The sequence below is a fragment of the Streptomyces sp. NPDC059900 genome (genome assembly GCF_050270335.1).
Classification (GTDB): domain Bacteria; phylum Actinomycetota; class Actinomycetes; order Streptomycetales; family Streptomycetaceae; genus Streptomyces.
Genome location: NZ_JBNNJZ010000012.1, coordinates 1 through 16,005, shown reverse-complemented (window position 1 = coordinate 16,005; position 16,005 = coordinate 1). Strand labels below are relative to the sequence as shown.

General features: G+C 70.8%; 17 protein-coding genes. 7 read left to right on the top strand and 10 right to left on the bottom strand.

The window, feature by feature from the left end:
• Window positions 1-47 precede the first annotated feature (47 nt).
• Window positions 48-704, bottom strand: a complete 657-nt coding sequence (locus tag ACQKIP_RS03865; RefSeq protein ID WP_365860644.1) for a response regulator transcription factor — start codon at window positions 702-704, stop codon at window positions 48-50.
• On the bottom strand, window positions 701-1,915 hold the full coding sequence (locus tag ACQKIP_RS03860) for a sensor histidine kinase (protein WP_427742082.1): 1,215 nt from the start codon (window positions 1,913-1,915) through the stop codon (window positions 701-703). Before ACQKIP_RS03860 ends, ACQKIP_RS03865 begins: the two co-directional genes overlap by 4 nt.
• Before the next feature lie 153 nt (window positions 1,916-2,068).
• Between ACQKIP_RS03860 and ACQKIP_RS03855 the strand changes: the two genes are divergently transcribed.
• Entirely contained in the window at window positions 2,069-2,689 is a 621-nt protein-coding gene (locus ACQKIP_RS03855; protein WP_365860646.1) for a hypothetical protein, read from the top strand.
• Here the strand turns inward: ACQKIP_RS03855 and ACQKIP_RS03850 are convergent.
• From ACQKIP_RS03850 to ACQKIP_RS03840, 3 genes are read right to left on the bottom strand one after another with little or no spacing between them, the layout of a single operon-like run.
• Window positions 2,686-3,258 carry a cob(I)yrinic acid a,c-diamide adenosyltransferase gene (locus ACQKIP_RS03850; RefSeq protein ID WP_365860647.1) on the bottom strand — a complete coding sequence of 191 codons (573 nt, stop codon included), beginning with the start codon at window positions 3,256-3,258 and terminating at the stop codon, window positions 2,686-2,688. The two genes, ACQKIP_RS03855 and ACQKIP_RS03850, sit on opposite strands and share 4 nt — an antisense overlap.
• Window positions 3,259-3,271: 13 nt before the next feature.
• Complete coding sequence (locus ACQKIP_RS03845) at window positions 3,272-4,027, bottom strand: ABC transporter permease (RefSeq protein ID WP_365860648.1); 756 nt, start codon at window positions 4,025-4,027, stop codon at window positions 3,272-3,274.
• 26 nt (window positions 4,028-4,053) lie between these two features.
• On the bottom strand, window positions 4,054-4,836 hold the full coding sequence (locus ACQKIP_RS03840; RefSeq protein ID WP_365860650.1) for an ABC transporter ATP-binding protein: 783 nt from the start codon (window positions 4,834-4,836) through the stop codon (window positions 4,054-4,056).
• A gap of 102 nt (window positions 4,837-4,938) precedes the next feature.
• Here ACQKIP_RS03840 and ACQKIP_RS03835 point away from each other — a divergent pair, with 102 nt between their 5' ends.
• From ACQKIP_RS03835 to ACQKIP_RS03820, 4 genes are all read left to right on the top strand, one after another.
• Window positions 4,939-5,580 (top strand): TetR/AcrR family transcriptional regulator, encoded by a 642-nt coding sequence (locus ACQKIP_RS03835; RefSeq protein ID WP_365860652.1) that lies wholly within the window; start codon window positions 4,939-4,941, stop codon window positions 5,578-5,580.
• A gap of 147 nt (window positions 5,581-5,727) precedes the next feature.
• Window positions 5,728-6,576 carry a 3-hydroxyacyl-CoA dehydrogenase family protein gene (locus ACQKIP_RS03830; RefSeq protein ID WP_365860653.1) on the top strand — a complete coding sequence of 283 codons (849 nt, stop codon included), beginning with the start codon at window positions 5,728-5,730 and terminating at the stop codon, window positions 6,574-6,576.
• Window positions 6,577-6,738: 162 nt separating this feature from the next.
• Window positions 6,739-7,062, top strand: coding sequence for an STAS domain-containing protein (locus tag ACQKIP_RS03825; RefSeq protein WP_160507247.1), 324 nt, complete (start codon window positions 6,739-6,741; stop codon window positions 7,060-7,062).
• Window positions 7,063-7,320: 258 nt separating this feature from the next.
• A complete protein-coding gene (locus tag ACQKIP_RS03820) occupies window positions 7,321-9,792 on the top strand; it encodes an ATP-binding protein (protein ID WP_365860655.1) in 2,472 nt (823 codons plus the stop codon).
• Between the two features lie 61 nt (window positions 9,793-9,853).
• Here ACQKIP_RS03820 and nucS read toward each other — a convergent pair whose 3' ends face one another.
• Window positions 9,854-10,525 (bottom strand): endonuclease NucS, encoded by a 672-nt coding sequence (nucS, locus tag ACQKIP_RS03815; RefSeq protein WP_361181386.1) that lies wholly within the window; start codon window positions 10,523-10,525, stop codon window positions 9,854-9,856.
• 212 nt (window positions 10,526-10,737) lie between these two features.
• On the opposite strand from nucS, the gene ACQKIP_RS03810 reads away from it, so the two are divergent.
• A complete protein-coding gene (locus ACQKIP_RS03810) occupies window positions 10,738-11,130 on the top strand; it encodes an SCO5389 family protein (protein WP_361181384.1) in 393 nt (130 codons plus the stop codon).
• Between the two features lie 70 nt (window positions 11,131-11,200).
• Here ACQKIP_RS03810 and ACQKIP_RS03805 read toward each other — a convergent pair whose 3' ends face one another.
• On the bottom strand, window positions 11,201-12,253 hold the full coding sequence (locus tag ACQKIP_RS03805) for an LLM class flavin-dependent oxidoreductase (RefSeq protein ID WP_365860657.1): 1,053 nt from the start codon (window positions 12,251-12,253) through the stop codon (window positions 11,201-11,203).
• A gap of 211 nt (window positions 12,254-12,464) precedes the next feature.
• Here ACQKIP_RS03805 and ACQKIP_RS03800 point away from each other — a divergent pair, with 211 nt between their 5' ends.
• Window positions 12,465-12,797 carry an ATP/GTP-binding protein gene (locus tag ACQKIP_RS03800; protein ID WP_365860659.1) on the top strand — a complete coding sequence of 111 codons (333 nt, stop codon included), beginning with the start codon at window positions 12,465-12,467 and terminating at the stop codon, window positions 12,795-12,797.
• A gap of 4 nt (window positions 12,798-12,801) precedes the next feature.
• Here ACQKIP_RS03800 and ACQKIP_RS03795 read toward each other — a convergent pair whose 3' ends face one another.
• The 3 genes from ACQKIP_RS03795 to ACQKIP_RS03785 all read right to left on the bottom strand — a co-directional run.
• Entirely contained in the window at window positions 12,802-13,638 is an 837-nt protein-coding gene (locus tag ACQKIP_RS03795; RefSeq protein ID WP_427742098.1) for an ABC transporter permease, read from the bottom strand.
• A 149-nt stretch (window positions 13,639-13,787) separates the two neighbouring features.
• Window positions 13,788-15,020, bottom strand: a complete 1,233-nt coding sequence (locus ACQKIP_RS03790; protein ID WP_365860660.1) for an ABC transporter ATP-binding protein — start codon at window positions 15,018-15,020, stop codon at window positions 13,788-13,790.
• A 110-nt stretch (window positions 15,021-15,130) separates the two neighbouring features.
• The coding region (locus ACQKIP_RS03785) for a hypothetical protein (protein WP_427742076.1) at window positions 15,131-16,005 on the bottom strand (875 nt) is incomplete at its 5' end.

Below are 16,005 nucleotides of genomic sequence, written 5' to 3'. Positions count from 1 at the left end.
CTGAACCATTGGCCGGATTGCGCCGGTCCGGAACACCGGATCAGGCGTCACACACCCAACTCCTGCGCGAGCACCGCCGCTTGCACCCGGCTGCGCAGCTCCAGCTTGCCGAGCAGTCGGCTGACGTGGGTCTTCACCGTCGCCTCCGCCATGGTCAACCGGACCGCGATCTCGGCGTTCGAGAGACCTTCGCCGAGGCACGCGAGCACCTCGCGCTCGCGGCGGGTGAGGGTGTCGAGGATGGCGGGATCGGGGCCGTTCTCGCGGCGGACGGGCCGCACGGACTTCGGGGCCGCGAACTCGGCGATCAGGCGCCGGGTGACCGCCGGAGCGATCAGGCCCTCGCCGCGCCCGACCGTACGGACCGCCTCCAGGAGGTCCTTGGCCTCGGTGTTCTTCAGGAGGAACCCGGAGGCGCCCGCGCGCAGCGCCCCGAAGACGTACTCGTCGAGGTCGAAGGTGGTCAGGACGAGCACGTCCGAGAGCCCGTCGGCGACGACCTGCCGGGTCGCGGAGACCCCGTCGAGGCGCGGCATCTGGATGTCCATGAGCACCAGGTCCGGGCGGAGTTCACGGGCCAGCGCCACCGCCTGCTCGCCGTCCGACGCCTCGCCGACCACCTCGATGTCCGGCGCGCTGCGCAGGATCAGGACGAGACCCGCCCGTACGGCGGACTGGTCCTCGGCGACGAGCACGCGGATCATTCGGTCACTCCTTCATCGGCGGGGTCGAGGTCTGAGGGGTCGACGGGCAGGGTCGCGCGCACGATCCAGACCTTCCCGTCGTCGGTGGCGGCGCTGCTCTCGGGCCCCGAATCGAAGGTGCCGCCGAGCAGTTCGGTGCGCTCGCGCATGCCGACGAGGCCGGCTCCGGAGCCCGGCGCGCGAGGGCCGGACGGGGAGCCGTACGGGCTGGTCACGCCGACTTCGAAGGCGCGCCGCCGCTGGGTGAGCGTCACCGTCACCCGGCCGGGCGACGCGTGCTTGAGGGCGTTGGTCAGGGACTCCTGGATGATGCGGTACGCCGCGAGTTCGACCGGGGCGGGGAGCTTGGAGCTGTCCGCGGACCGGGTGTCGTCGAGGGTGACGTCCAGACCATTGGTACGTGCGTTGCCGATCAGGGCGCCGAGGCCGTCCAGGGTGGGGGAGGCCGTCGGCTCCCCGTCGTCGCTCGGGTCGCGGAGGATGCCGATGAGGCGGCGCATCTCGGCCAGGCCCTCGACGCTGTTCTCGCGGATGACGGTGAGGGCGTCGCGGGTGGTCTTCGGGTCGTCGAGGGAGAGCGCGGCGGTGGAGTGGATGGCGATCGCCGAGAGGTGGTTGGCGACCATGTCGTGCAGCTCGCGGGCCATCCGGGCGCGCTCGGCCGTGATGGCCTGCACGCGGTCCATCTCGGCGAGCAGCGCGGTCTGTTCGGCCCGCAGGCGTGCGGTGCCCGCGGCCTCGCGGTGGGTGCGGACGAGGACGCCGGTGGAGGCCGGACCGAAGGAGACCAGACCGGTGACGACGCCGATGAGGATCGCCTCCGGCTCCTTCCACCAGGCCAGCAAGCCGATCGTCACCGCCACCGTGATCAGTCCCGTGGTGACCGGGATGCGCCGGGCTGCGGCCGGAGTCCCGTAGACCACGGCCGCGTACATGATGTCCGTGAACATGATGACCGACGCGAGATTGCCGGCCGTGAACTGATCGGCGACCAGCGCGATCGTGGCGATGACCAGGGCGATCTGCGGTCTGCTCCTGCGCAGCAGCTCCAGACCCGCGAGGACGAAGAGCGGGATCAGCGCCCAGGTGCCGCCGAGCACCCGGTCCGTCTGCATGTGGAGCCCGAGCGCCCACCATGCGAGCCCGGCGAGCACGCTGCCCACGGCGATCCGTACGTCGACGAGGTGCGGGCGGGGGAGGGACAAGGCCATGTGTCCATCCAACACGGCGCGCCGGGACAGCGCGTGATCCCGGGGGAGGAACCGCGCGCTACATCGAAGGATGCAGTGTCACTTCGTCACTGGCGACGATGATCCGCGGCCGGTCCGAAGGGAGCCTGGAAAGGTGACCGAGAGGAGCGAACCGTGATCGTCACACTGATCATCATCTGCGAGGTCGGCTTCTGGGTGCTGCTGGCCGGCGGCCTCGCCCTGCGGTACGCGGCGAAGATGCCGCGCGCGGGCGTCGCGGTGCTGCTGTGCGAGCCGCTCCTGGAGGCCGTCCTCCTGGTCGTCACCGCGATCGACCTGAAGAACGGCGCGGAACCGGACTGGAAGCACGGCCTGGCCGCCGTCTACATCGGCTACTCCGTCGCACTCGGCCACTACACGATCAAGTGGGTGGACGTCCGCGTCGCCCACCGTTTCGCGGGCGGCCCGCCGCCGTCGACCCCCAAGTACGGGATGCCCCGCGCCGTCCACGAGTGGAAGATCGCCGCCCGCTGGGTCCTGGCCGCGCTGATCGCCATGGCGCTGCTGCAGGGAGCGGTCTGGTACGTCGGGGGCGACGGGGACACCGAGTCGCTGCGGATGTGGCAGCAGCGGATGCTGTGGGTGATCGGCATCAACGTGATCATCGCCGGGTCGTACACGCTGTTCCCGAAGAAGGCACCGGTGGCGGACGATCCCCGAAGGGGCGCGGGGAACGGCGCGACCAGCCACGAAATCCCCGCGGAAGACCGACCGGCAACCCAGCGGAGCGCCTAGCGCTCGCCGCCGGGCACCCACAGCACGTCTCCGACCTCCTTGTTGGCCGAACGGGCCAGGATGAAAAGGAGGTCGGAGAGCCGGTTCAGATAGGTCGCCGTCAGCGGATTCATCACCTCTCCGTGCACCTCGAAGGCCGCCCACGTGGACCGCTCGGCCCGTCGCACGACGGTGCACGCCTGGTGCAGCAGCGCCGCGCCCGGCGTGCCGCCCGGCAGGATGAAGCTGCGCAGTTTCTCCAGCTCGCCGTTGAAGCGGTCGCAGTCCGCCTCCAGCTTGTCGATGTAGAACTGCTCGACGCGCAGCGGCGGGTACTCCGGGTTCTCGGCGACCGGCGTCGAAAGGTCGGCGCCCACGTCGAAGAGGTCGTTCTGGACCCGGACCAGGACCTTCACGACCGCCTCGTCGAGCTGCCCGAGCGCGATCGCGGTGCCGATCACGGCGTTGGCCTCGTTGGCGTCGGCGTACGCCGAGATCCGCAGATCGGTCTTGGCGGTGCGGCTCATGTCACCGAGGGCGGTCGTGCCCTGGTCGCCGGTCCTGGTGTAGATGCGCGTCAGATTGACCATGGGCCCAGCCTAGTTACGCGCCCGCCCTGCGGAAGACACGTGTGCCGACCGTCACGGACCCGACGGTGAGCGCCGCCGCCGTCAGGATCCCGTACAGCATCGCCGTACCCGCGTACTCGCCCACGTAGGCGGCCCGCACCGCGTCCACCAGATAGCGGAACGGCATGAAGTGCGAGAGCACGTCGAGCCAGCCCGGCGCGAGCGCCATCGGCAGCATCAGGCCGGAGAGCAGCATCGAGGGCATGCTGACCGCGTTGATGACGGGACCGAACTCGTGCGGCTTGGAGACGAGCAGCGCGAGGGCGTACGAGAGGGACGCGAGGACGACCGTCAGGACCCCCACGAACGCGAAGCCGATGAGGATCCCGGCGAGCGGCGCCCGCAGCCCCATCACGACGGCCGCGAGGACGAGCAGCACGGCCTGGAAGACGAAGAGCGCGGCATCCCGCAGCACCCGCCCGAGCAGGAGCGCGAGCCGGCTGACCGGCGTCACCCGCATCCGCTCCACCACGCCGAACTGCTTCTCGATGATGATCGCGAAACCGCTGTACGAGGCTCCGAACAGGCCGAGTTGGAGCAGCAGCCCCGGCACGAGCACCTGCCAGGAGTCACCGCGCGAGCCCAGCGGCAGATCGGTCAGGAGGGGGCCGAAGAAGAGGAGGTAGAGCAGCGGCATCAGGACGCCGAAGAGGATCTGGAACTTGGAGCGCAGGGTCTGGCGGGCGTACCGCCCGAAGATCAGCGCGGTGTCGGAGAGAAACGCAGACATAGGTAGGGTCCCGGGGATGTGAGGGCTTAGACGGCGACCGGCGCCGTGTCCTTGGGGGCGAGGTCGCGCCCGGTGACGGCGAGGAAGGTGTCCTGGAGCGAGGCGTCGATCGAGCCGCCGTACCGGAGCTTGAGCGCGCTCGGCGTGCCCTCGGCGACCACGACGCCCTTGTCGATGACGACCAGGCGGTCGCAGAGCGCGTCGGCCTCGTCGAGGTAGTGCGTGGTCAGGACGACGGTGGTGCCGTGGTCGTCGCGCAGCCGCCGCACGAGCGCCCACAGGTCGGCCCTGCTGCCCGGGTCGAGCCCGGTGGTCGGTTCGTCGAGGAAGAGCACCTCGGGCCGGTGCATCAGGCCCATGGCGATGTCGAGCCGCCGCCGCTGGCCGCCGGAGAGGGTCGCGCACTTGCGGTCGAGCAGGTCGGTGAGGTCCAGGTCGGCGGCCAGTTCCTGAGCCCTGGCTTCGGCCTGCGGCCTGGTCAGGCGGTAGAGGCGGCCCTGGGTCACCAGTTCCTCGCGTACGGAGATGTTCAGGTCGACGCCGCCGGACTGGGCCACGTAACCGATCTTGCGTCGTACGGAAGCCGGGTCGCGGGCCAGGTCGGCGCCCGCGACGGTGGCGGCGCCGCCGGTGGGCGGCAGGAGCGTGGTGAGCATGCGCAGCGTCGTCGTCTTGCCCGCGCCGTTCGGTCCGAGGAAGCCGAGGATCTCGCCGGGGGCGACGGTCAGGTCGATGCCGCGCACGGCCTCGACGGTGCCGCGCTTGGTCCGGAAGGTCCGGGTGAGGCCGGCCGTGCTGATGATTGCCATGGCGACCACAAAAACAGAGTCTCTCCAATTTTGCAATGACACCAAGTTTTCTGGTCACCCCAAGTTTTCAGTTGCCCAAGCCAGTGGTCGTAGGGTGAACCCATGGCTGAAGGACTCAGGGAGCGCAAGAAGCGGCAGACCAAGCAGCGGATCTCGGACATCGCGACGGGGCTCTTCCTGGAGCACGGCTTCGTCACGGTGACCGTCGCGGACGTCGCGGAAGCCGCGGACGTCTCCGTGAACACGGTCTACAACTACTTCCCGGTCAAGGAGGACCTCTTCCTCGACCGCGGCGAGGCCGTCGTCGACCGGCTCTCGGGCTATGTGCGCGGACGCCGTCCGGGGGAGTCCGCCGCCGGAGCCGTCCTGCGCGCACTGCGTGCGGACGTCGAGGGCGTCTCGCCGCACGTCGGGCTCTTCCCGGGCTGGGCCGACTTCATGAAGGTCATCACCGAGGCCCACGCCCTGCGCTCCCGGCTCTGGGAGATCCAGCAGCAGGCGCTGGGAAGCCTCACGAAGACCCTCGCCGAGGAGGCGGGGGCCGATGAGGGCGACCCCATGCCCGGACTGATCGCGGGTCAGCTCTCCTGGGTCCACAGCACGCTCATGGCGTGGATCGGCGACGAGATGACCAAGTGCCGCAAGCCTGCCGAAGTGTCCCGTGATGCCCTCGTCCTGCTGGACGAGATGGAGGACCTGCTCGGCGCGAAGGTCCTCAACTACGCGGTGCGCGCCGCCGAATGACCCGTACCAGTGTGATGTCCGTCATCTGAGACGTGACGCGCGTTACTTCACGGCCACAGGCGCGCTCACGACCGCTAACGTGCGCCGGAAGGGCAAACGTAAACAGCGTGTAAGCCAAGCGTGATAAGCGGTAGGGGAGTCGGAACAGTGGCACGGAAGCTCGCCGTCATCGGAGCCGGACTCATGGGGTCCGGCATCGCTCAGGTCTCCGCCCAGGCGGGCTGGGACGTCGTTCTGCGCGACGTCACCGATGAGGCTCTGACCCGTGGCACCGACGGGATCAAGGCGTCGTACGACAAGTTCGTGAGCAAGGGCAAGCTCGCCGCCGAGGACGCCGGGGCGGCGCTGGGACGCATCACGACGAGCACCGACATGGACGCCGTCGCCGACGCGGACATCGTCGTCGAGGCCGTCTTCGAGAAGCTCGAGGTCAAGCACGAGATCTTCCGTACGCTCGACAAGATCGTGCGTGAGGACGCCGTGCTCGCGTCGAACACCTCTGCCATCCCGATCACGAAGATCGCCGCCGTGACGGACCGTCCGGAGCGGGTCGTGGGCGCGCACTTCTTCTCGCCGGTGCCGATGATGCAGCTGTGCGAACTCGTGCGCGGTTACAAGACCAGCGACGAAACCCTCGCCCGTACGCGGGAGTTCGCCGAGTCCGTCGGCAAGACGTGCATCGTCGTGAACCGCGACGTCGCGGGTTTCGTGACGACCCGTCTGATCTCGGCGCTCGTCGTCGAGGCCGCGAAGCTCTACGAGTCGGGCGTCGCCACCGCCGAGGACATCGACATCGCCTGCAAGCTCGGCTTCGGGCACGCCATGGGACCGCTGGCGACCGCCGACCTGACGGGCGTCGACATCCTGCTGCACGCCACGAGCAACATCTACACGGAGTCCCAGGACGAGAAGTTCGCACCGCCCGAGCTGATGCGCCGGATGGTTGACGCCGGTGACATCGGCCGCAAGAGCGGGCAGGGCTTCTATAAGCACTGACGTCTCCGCCGCCTTTGCGGGGTCACCCCTCGGAGTGAATTCGGTATCGGTTCGCTTACAGACGGCAACTTCCTTGCCCATGCGGCAGTCAGTTGCAGTGACATACGCAGACGGCTTACGGAACACACGTCACAGGAAACTCAGCACTCTCGGGGAGCGCATATGCACATCAGGGGCGACCAGGCCCAGCTGGTCGTCGGGGGACGCCTCGACGTACGCAGCGCGGCGGACGCCCGAACGGTCCTGCACTCGGCCGTCGACGACGGAGCCGGTGACCTGGTGCTCGACCTGTCCGAACTCGACTCGTGGGACGCCACGGGACTCGGCGTCATCATGGGCGCACACCGGCGCGCGGGACGGTGCGGACGCCGGCTCGTGCTGCGCAGCGTGCCGCCCCAGATGCAGCGCCTGCTGGTCGCCACCCGACTGCACCGCATCCTGGCCATCGAGGGTGGCATCGGGGTGGAATCCCTGCCCCGCGTGTGATTCCGCGATGATCCCCGGCGATTCGGGGGTGATTCGGGAGTGAAACGCATCTCGCGCACAATCCTCACGAAGCTGTGACGTCTCGGACGGCGCGGTACCCCGCCCGTTCGGAGATACTGAGCGAAGGTCTAGGGTTCGGTCGCCCACCGTCATGACGAAGACAGACGCCCGAGCGGGGGCACCGGACCAGAAGCGACAGCGCAGTGTGCACAAGGCCGGAGGGGGCTGTGTACACGACGCATCTGGGGGGCTTTGACCATGGACCCGATGAACCGGGGACCGGAAGAGTACGGCCATGACGACATCAACGACGACGACTCCGCGCGTTCGGCGCGGCCACCGCGCGATCCGTTGACACCCGACTTCGGGCAGCCCGCACCCACGCTGGCCCGCACCGTCCAGCTCGTGTCGGGCGACTTCCTGCTCACCGTGAACCCCGTCGACGGCAGCGAGATCGAACCCTGCCCGCCGGGGGAGCGGCCCGCGCAGCCCGTCAAGCGCACCGCCGCCGAGCGCGCCGAGCTGCGCCGTGCGTCGGCGCCGCCCGTACCGCCGGGACCCGTCCTGCCCCGGATGCCGCTCCTGGAGCGGCAGGAGGAGCGCGAGCGGCTCGTGCGCCTGCTCGCACGCGGGCGCTCGGTGCGCCTCACCGGTCCCGCGGGCTCCGGGCGCACGGCGCTCCTGGGCGCCGTCGCCGAGGACTGCGCGGACCTCGCACCGGACGGCGTCATCCGGCTCTCCGGCTTCCACAAGACGCCCGGCGAGCTGCTCCAGGACCTCTTCAACGTGGTCTACAACGCCCCGCTGCACCGCCCCGACCGCGCCCTGCTGCTCGAACTGGTCCACGAGATCGGCGCCGTCGTCGTCCTGGACGACCTGGAATTCGGCGCGGCCGCCCTGGAGGAGCTGCTCGACGCCACCCCCGAGTGCGCCTTCCTCATCTCCGCCACCCCCGACGTCGCCGCGCCGTCACCCGACTCGCACCTCGAAGAGGTCTTCCTCGGCGGCATCGGCCGCAGCGGCAGCCTCGAACTCCTCGAGCGCGCCGTCGGCCGCGTCCTGACGGACGACGAGGCGAACTGGGCGGGCGACCTGTGGTTCGAGTCGGAGGGCCTGCCCCTGCGCTTCGTCCAGGCGGGCGCCCTGCTGCGCCAGCGCGACCAGCTGCGCGCCGACCCGAACGCCTTCGACGAATACGGCTACTACGCCGAAGCCCCGGTCGACGCGCCCTTCGGCGCCGAGGGCCACGACGTACCGCTGCCCTCGCTCGCCGACGGCGCGGCACCCGCGGCGCTGCTCGCGTCCCGGCTGAGCCCGTCGGCGCGCACCACGCTGCGGTTCGCCGTCGCGCTCGGCGGAGAGCTGCCGCACCAGGCGCATCTGCCCGCCCTCGTGGGCGACACCCACGCGGACGCGGCCCTCGCCGAGCTGGTCTCCACCGCGCTCGTCACGGCGGTCGGCTCGCACTACCGGCTCGCCGCCGGGGTGCGCACCCAGCTGGAGGCTTCCGGGTACGCGGACGACACCGCCGAGCGCGCCCAGAGCGCCGCCCAGCACTACGCCTGGTGGGCCGGGCACCCCTCGGTCGGCCCGGAGCGGGTCGTGGCCGAGGCGGACGCCGTGCTGGCCGCCCTCGGCGTCCTGGTCGCGGGGCAGGACAGCGCCGCCGTACTGCTTGCCCGTACGGTCGCTCCGGCCTTCGCGGGCGGGCTCGGCTGGGGCCCCTGGGAGCGTGCCCTGCGGTCGGGCCAGGAGGCGGCGCGGACCGCGGGCGAGGTCGCCGAAGAGGCGTACTTCCACCATGAGCTCGGCATCCTCGCGCTCTGCGGCGGACAGCTCGACCGGGCCCGCGCCGAACTGGAAGCCTCCATCGGCCTGCGCGGCGCGCTCGCCGACAAGCGGGGCATGATCGCGGGCCGCAGGGCGCTCGCCCTGGTCGCCGACCGCTCGGGCGGCGTGCTGTCCGGCGCGAGCCCGGCGGCGGGCGAAGAGCTGCCCGACGCGCGCCACGAGGAGTCGGCGTCGCCGCCCGGCGGAGTGCCGGCGGCGTTCGCGCTGCCCGTACCGCCCCCGGAGCCGGAGACCCTGGTCACCCGCAACGCCTCGCCGGCCGCGGGCGCGGGACCGGCACCCACCCGCCGCTCCATCGTCAACGGCACCCGGCGCAACCTCGTGGCGGCGGGCGCCGGAGCCCTCCTCGCCGCCGTGCTCGGCACGGTGGTGACCCTCGGCGCGACGTCCGACAACGACGACAACCCGCCCGACAAGGTCAAGACCGAGCAGTCGGCGAGCCAGGACCAGGACGACGACGGCCTGACCGCCGACAAGCCCGCGCAGGACTCGACGAGCCGCCCGGGCGACGACGGCGCGGACAACATCCCCGGCACGGCCGACGACGGAGCGCCGAGCGGAAGCGGCGAACCGTCCGACGAGCCGAGCGACAGCGGCAAGCCGTCCGACGACACCTCGGACAAGCCGTCCGACAAGCCGACGACGAAGCCGCCGACCACGAAGCCGCCCACGACGAAGCCGCCGACCACGAAGCCGCCGACGACCAAGCCGCCCACGACGAAGCCGCCGACGACCCCTCCGCCGACGACCACGGAGCCGACCCCGGACCCGCCGTCGTCCCCGGACACGTCGAACTCGGCGAGCGGCCCCGCGAGCAGCAGCGCGATGAGCAGCCCGGCGACGAGCGGCGGTTCTTCCGGTTCGGAGTCGACGATCTGACGGGCAGACGAATGGAGGGCCGGGTCCTGACGGACCCGGCCCCCCACACGTACGAGAACTCTCAGAACAGCCGCAGCTTGTCGTCCTCGATGCCGCGCATCGCGTTGTAGTCCAGGACGGTGCAGCCGATGCCGCGGTCGGTGGCGAGCACGCGGGCCTGCGGCTTGATCTCCTGGGCGGCGAAGATGCCCTTGACGGGGGCCAGGTGCGGGTCGCGGTTCAACAGCTCCAAGTAGCGGGTGAGTTGCTCGACGCCGTCGATCTCGCCGCGTCGCTTGATCTCCACGGCGACGGTCTGTCCCTCGGCGTCGCGGCAGAGGATGTCCACCGGGCCGATCGCCGTCATGTACTCGCGCCGGATCAGTGAATAGCCCTCGCCGAGCGTCTCGATCCGGTCGGCGAGCAGTTCCTGAAGGTGTGCTTCCACGCCGTCCTTGATGAGGCCCGGATCGACGCCCAGTTCGTGCGAGGAGTCGTGCAGGATCTCTTCCATCGTGATGATGAGTTTCTCGCCCGCCTTGTTCACGACGGTCCACACGCCCTCGTCGTCCCCCGTCCCCTCCTTCAAGGTGCAGGGCGGGGACATCCAGTTGAGGGGTTTGTAGGCGCGGTCGTCCGCGTGGATCGAGACACTGCCGTCGGCCTTCACGAGAATCAGACGGGGGGCCGACGGGAGATGGGCGGTGAGCCGGCCCGCGTAGTCCACGGAGCAGCGGGCAATGACAAGACGCATGGGGCGCAACGCTACTCGACCCCGGGGGCCCCGCGCGATTCCTCCATCGATGGACCTGTTCGATCCTGGCCGGTTATGTTCCCAATCTCCTGGTGCAGTGCGGGTCCGATGCTTAACGTATAAGCAGGAGGTCGTCGTGCGTGCACGCTGCGTGTACGGACTCCTTCCCTGTCCGTGAGCCCCCGCTCCCCGGGGGCGCGAGAGGAGAACCCATGTCGCTCGACGTCTCACCGGCGCTGTTGGAACAGGCCGAGCGAGGCGAGGTCGATGAAGCAGAATTCGTCGACTGCGTCCGGACCTCCCTGCCTTACGCATGGGAGATGATCAGCTCCCTGGTGGCACAGCTGAAGGTTGACGGCGGCGAGTTCGCCGACAACCAGACGCCGCCCCCGAATGAGCAGGCACGCGGCCAGCTTCTGCGGGCGCTCGCGAGTGACGCGATTCGCGGCGCTCTGCAGCGCCACTTCGGAGTGCGTCTCGCATTCCAGAACTGCCACCGTGTCGCCGTGTTCCCGCTGGACGCGTCCGTGGATGACCGGCTCGCCCGCTTCACCTCGATCCGCGGCCAGCTGCTCAACCAGTCACCCACGCTGCGGGACTGCTGACGCTCTGTGCTGCCGCTCCGTACGCGGGAGGTGTTCTAGTACCGGAGCGGCAGCTCCCCGCCCCAGCGGATCAACCGAGCTGGGGCAGCACCTCGGCACCCAGCCTCCGGACGTTCTCCTCCGTCGTGGCCAGGTCGCCCGAGCCCTCGACAAGCAGCGCGAAACGGGTGATCCCCGTGCGCTCCGAGGTCGCCGCGATACGGTCGGCGCACAGCTGCGGAGTGCCCACCGGGTGCAGTCCGCAGAGCAGTTCGGTGTACGCGAGCGGATCCCGCATCGTCCGCGCGCGGCCGTCGACCGTCACATGTGCGTCCAGGCCCTGCTTGAGCCACCCCGGCATCGCCTTCTGCAGTATCTCCGCCGCGTCCGTGCGCCGGTCGGCGATCTGTGCGACCCCGGCGGAGACGTGCGGAGCCAGATGGACTTCCTCCGGCGTGCGCCCCGCGGCGCGCGCGTGCCGCCGCCACAACGCCACCATTTCGGCCTTCTCCTCGTCGCCGACGTGCATGCCGAGCAGCATCGGAAGGCCGCGTTCCGCCGCGAGCCGCACGCTGGACGGCGAGGTGCAGGCGACGATCACCTCGGGCCCGCCGGCCGTCTCCCCGGCGTCCCCGGCCGAGCCGGTCAGCGCCTCCTGCGGCCGGGGCACCACGGCCACCTCGCGGAAGGGGAACCGGTCCGCGTCGCTCGCGACGCGGGGCTCGCGCAGCCACCGCAGCAGCAGATCGAGCGAATCCGGGAAGCCCTTCTCGTACGCGTCGAGGCCGGACCCGAAGACCTCCAGATCCACCCACGGGCCGCCGCGCCCCACACCCAGCGAGAAGCGCCCGCCGGAGGTCAGATGCAGCAGCGCCGCCTGCTCGCCCAGGGCGACCGGATGGACGGTCGGCAGGACACTCACGGCGGTGCCGACGCGGATGTGCCGCGTGCGTCCCAGCAGGAGCGCGGCGAGGGTCACGGCGGACGGACAGGTGCCGTACGGCACGAAGTGGTGCTCGGCGAGCCAGACCGAGTCAAGGCCCGCCTCCTCGGCCACTTCGGCGGACCGCACCGCACGGTGCAGCGCTTCTCCCTGCCCCTGTCCCGGGAACTGGGCGGCCAGCACAAAACTACCTACACGCATCGTTCTCCTGCCTCCTTGGCGCCGACGCAGGCACTCCCCCTACGGGCAACAACGCGTGACACGTGCCAAAGGCACGGCTTCGCATGAAGATTGACGGATTTTCTGCGAAATGCAGGGGGGATCTGTGAGGGTTCGTACCGGGCGCATACCCCCGCGGGTGCCGCGTAGGCTGGACGTACCCCTGACTCCCGTACATCCCGTGAGGTGTCTCGTGTCCCCGCGTCGCAACCGCCCGAAGAGCGCCGGAGAAGACGGCCCGCGCACGGACGCGGAAACCTCCGGCCGCTACGGCGGCTTCCAGTCCACCGAGAACTGGCAGGGCGAGCAGTGGAGCCTGCGCCATGTCGCGGGCGCCAGCGCGGCGGGCAAGACCTATCGCTGCCCCGGATGCGACCAGGAGATCCCCTCCGGCGTCGCCCATGTGGTGGCCTGGCCCGAGCACTCGGGCGTGGACGAGCGCAGGCACTGGCACAAGGCCTGCTGGAACGCGAAGGACCGCCGCACCACGCGGGTGCAGCGGTCCCGTAACGCGCCGAGGTACTGAACGGCTACACGTCGCGCTTCTCCAGGAGGGCGAAGGCGCCGGCGATCGCGGCCGCCGTCACGCCGACGAGCAGCAGCAGCTGCGAGGTGCCGGTGCCGTTCCCGTCCATCTCGAAGATCTTGGCCAGTGAGTTGATGGCGTTGTAGTCCATCATCTTCTCGCCCAGCGGGCGCGTGCCCTCGGAGATCATCAGGAACACGGGCAGGATCGCGGGCACCAGGACCACGCCGAGCATCGCGGTGATCGCGCCCGCCGAGTGGCGCAGCATCGATCCTGCGGCGAGCGCGAGGACGCCCAGGAGCGAGACGTAGAGCCCGCCCTTGAGGACCGTGCCCGACCAGTCGACGTCGCCCGCCTCGGGGCCGCTGTTCATCCCCGACGTCATCAGGCCCACCAGGAGGATGGAGCCCGCGGAGACGACGAAGGCGATCACGAAGAAGATCAGGATCTTGGCGGCGAGCACGCGGTAGCGCTGCGGCGACGCCGTGAACGTCGTGCGGATCATGCCCGTGCCGTACTCGGACGACGTCACCAGGACGCCGAGCGTGATCAGGCAGATCTGGCCGAGCACGAGACCGAAGAACGCCGGGATCGTGAACGGCACGTCCGCGTAGTCGCGGGGCGAGGTCTGTCCGGCCACCAGCAGGCCGATGCCGACGACCAGGAGGAAGAAGACGCCGAGGGTCCACATCGTCGAGCGGACCGACTTGATCTTCGTCCACTCGGACGCGAGGGCGTTGCCGAGGTGGGTCTTCTTGACCGGGATCGGCGAGGTGTAGGCGTTGTTCATCGCCTGCTGCCACGCGGAGGGCGGCGCGGGGGCGGCCGGCGGGGGAGCCATCGGGGCGCCGCCCGGCGGTACCGGACCGCCCTGCGGCATCGGGGCGCCCTGCGGGGGAGCGCCCTGCGGCACGGGAGCGCCCGCCTGTGCGTGTGCCTGCTGGAATGCCTGCTGGGGCTGCGCCTGCGGCTGCGGAGTCGGAGGCGTGGTCATCGGGGGTCCTCGCTGTCTCGCTTGGTCATGTCGGGAGCAGGGGCGGGAGCGGGCGCGGAGGCAGGTGCCTGCGGGGCGGCGGCCGCGTACGGGTTCGGAGTGCCCGGCGGGGGGCCCTGCGGCGGTCCCTGCGGTGCGCCAGGGGCGCCCGGGACTCCCTGGGGCGCGCCCTGCGGCATCGCGAACGGCTGGCCGCCCTGCTGGGGCGACGGCGGTGCGTACCACCCCGGCTGGCCCTGTCCCGGTACCGGCATCGGCTGCTGCGGCATCGCACCCGGCGGCAGCTGCTGCTGGAGACCGGCGCGCTGGTCGACCGTGGAGCGGTAGTCGACGGCGCCCTGCGTCATCCGCATGTACGCCTCTTCGAGCGAGGCCTGGTGCGGGGAGAGCTCCCACACGCGGACGTCCGCGCCGTGCGCGAGGTCGCTGATGCGGGGGAGCGGAAGGCCGGTCACGCGCAGCGCGCCGTCCTGTTCGGGCATGACCTGGCCGCCCGCCTCGGACAGCGCGGCCGACAGTTTCTCGCGCTGCTGCACGTCGCCTTCCGGCGTGCGCACCCGGGCGAAGTCGGCGGAGTTGTGCGAGATGAAGTCCTTGACGCTCATGTCCGCGAGCAGCTGCCCGCGGCCGATCACGATCAGGTGCTCCGCGGTGAGCGCCATCTCGCTCATGAGGTGCGAGGAGACGAAGACCGTACGGCCCTCGGCGGCGAGGGACTTCATCAGGTTCCTGACCCAGAGGATGCCCTCGGGGTCGAGGCCGTTGACCGGCTCGTCGAAGAGCAGCACCTGCGGGTCGCCGAGGAGTGCGGCGGCGATGCCCAGGCGCTGGCCCATGCCGAGGGAGAAGCCCTTGGAGCGCTTCTTGGCGACCTCCTGGAGGCCCACGACGCCGAGCACCTCGTCGACCCGGCGGGCCGGGATGCCGGAGAGCTGCGCGAGGCACAGGAGGTGGTTGCGGGCGTGCCGGCCGCCGTGCACCGCCTTGGCGTCGAGCAGCGCGCCGACCTGGCGGGGGGCGTTGGGGAGCTTGCGGTACGGGTAGCCGCCGATCGTCACCTGGCCCGTGGTGGGTTGGTCGAGCCCGAGGATCATGCGCATGGTCGTCGATTTGCCGGAGCCGTTCGGGCCCAGGAAGCCGGTGACCGTGCCGGGCCGCACCTGAAAGGAAAGGTTGTACACGGCTGTCTTGGCGCCGTAGCGCTTCGTCAGGCCGACTGCCTCGATCATTCTCCGCACCCATCGAATGGTTCAGGACGTCGGGGCACACGCCCCCGTAAGGGTTAGGAGGATAACGGGGAGCTGACGGTTCCAGCCAAAGGCAAGTAAAACTCTCGCCCTCAAGGGAAACCAGGCTGAGCCAGCACCCACCCCGCATCGGCGAAGGCACGCGTGCCGCGCTCCCGCAGCGTACGGTCGCCGGCGGCCTTGCGCACCCAGTCGCCGGGCCCCGGCCCGAGCAGCCCGCGCAGCTCGGGCGAACCCCCGATGAGCGAGTCGAGCAGCGCCGCCTGGTCACCGCCGCCGGGGCGCGGAAGTCCGGTCCCCGGGTCGATCAGGACACCGAACGAGCTGACGTAGAGATACGCGCCGTCGAGCGCCTCCCCGGACGGCAGGACAAGACCGGAGCCGTCGCCCGTGAGCAGCGCCCGCCGGTAGTTGGGGAACTCCGTCTCGTCGACCGCCCCGAACTGCTCGTCGTCGAGCCAGCTCACGACCAGGGAGGTCTCGGCCGCCGGATCGGCGCGGCAGGGCGCCGCCGCCACATATCCCGCCCGCCCGATGTGCGCCGAGCAGCCCACCGCGATGCCGCGCACCCGCACCGGAACCATCGGCACGGTGGCGGGGATGCCGCGCCGGAGCAGCTTGTACGCGACCTGAGCGGGGGACGCGTTCGACCCGACGGCGATGACCGGATGCCTGCGGCCGACGGGTGCCTGCCCCCGCTCGCCGAGCACGTCGTCGAGCGCCCGCCCCGCCACGGGCCACCGGCCGAGCGGCAGCGGACGCACACCGAGGGGGAGTAGCCCGTCGCCGGTCAGGAGGGCGGGCCAGGGGGCGGGATGTCCGGGATAGGCAAGGGGTTGGAGCGCGGGCACGACGTCGAGGCCGAGCGCGGCAAGGCTCAGGTCCCCCGGCATGGCGCCCCTCCGGCGGACGGCGTCGAGCAGCCCCGTAAGGGGCGCGGGGAACTGCGCGAAAAGCCCCCACCGGC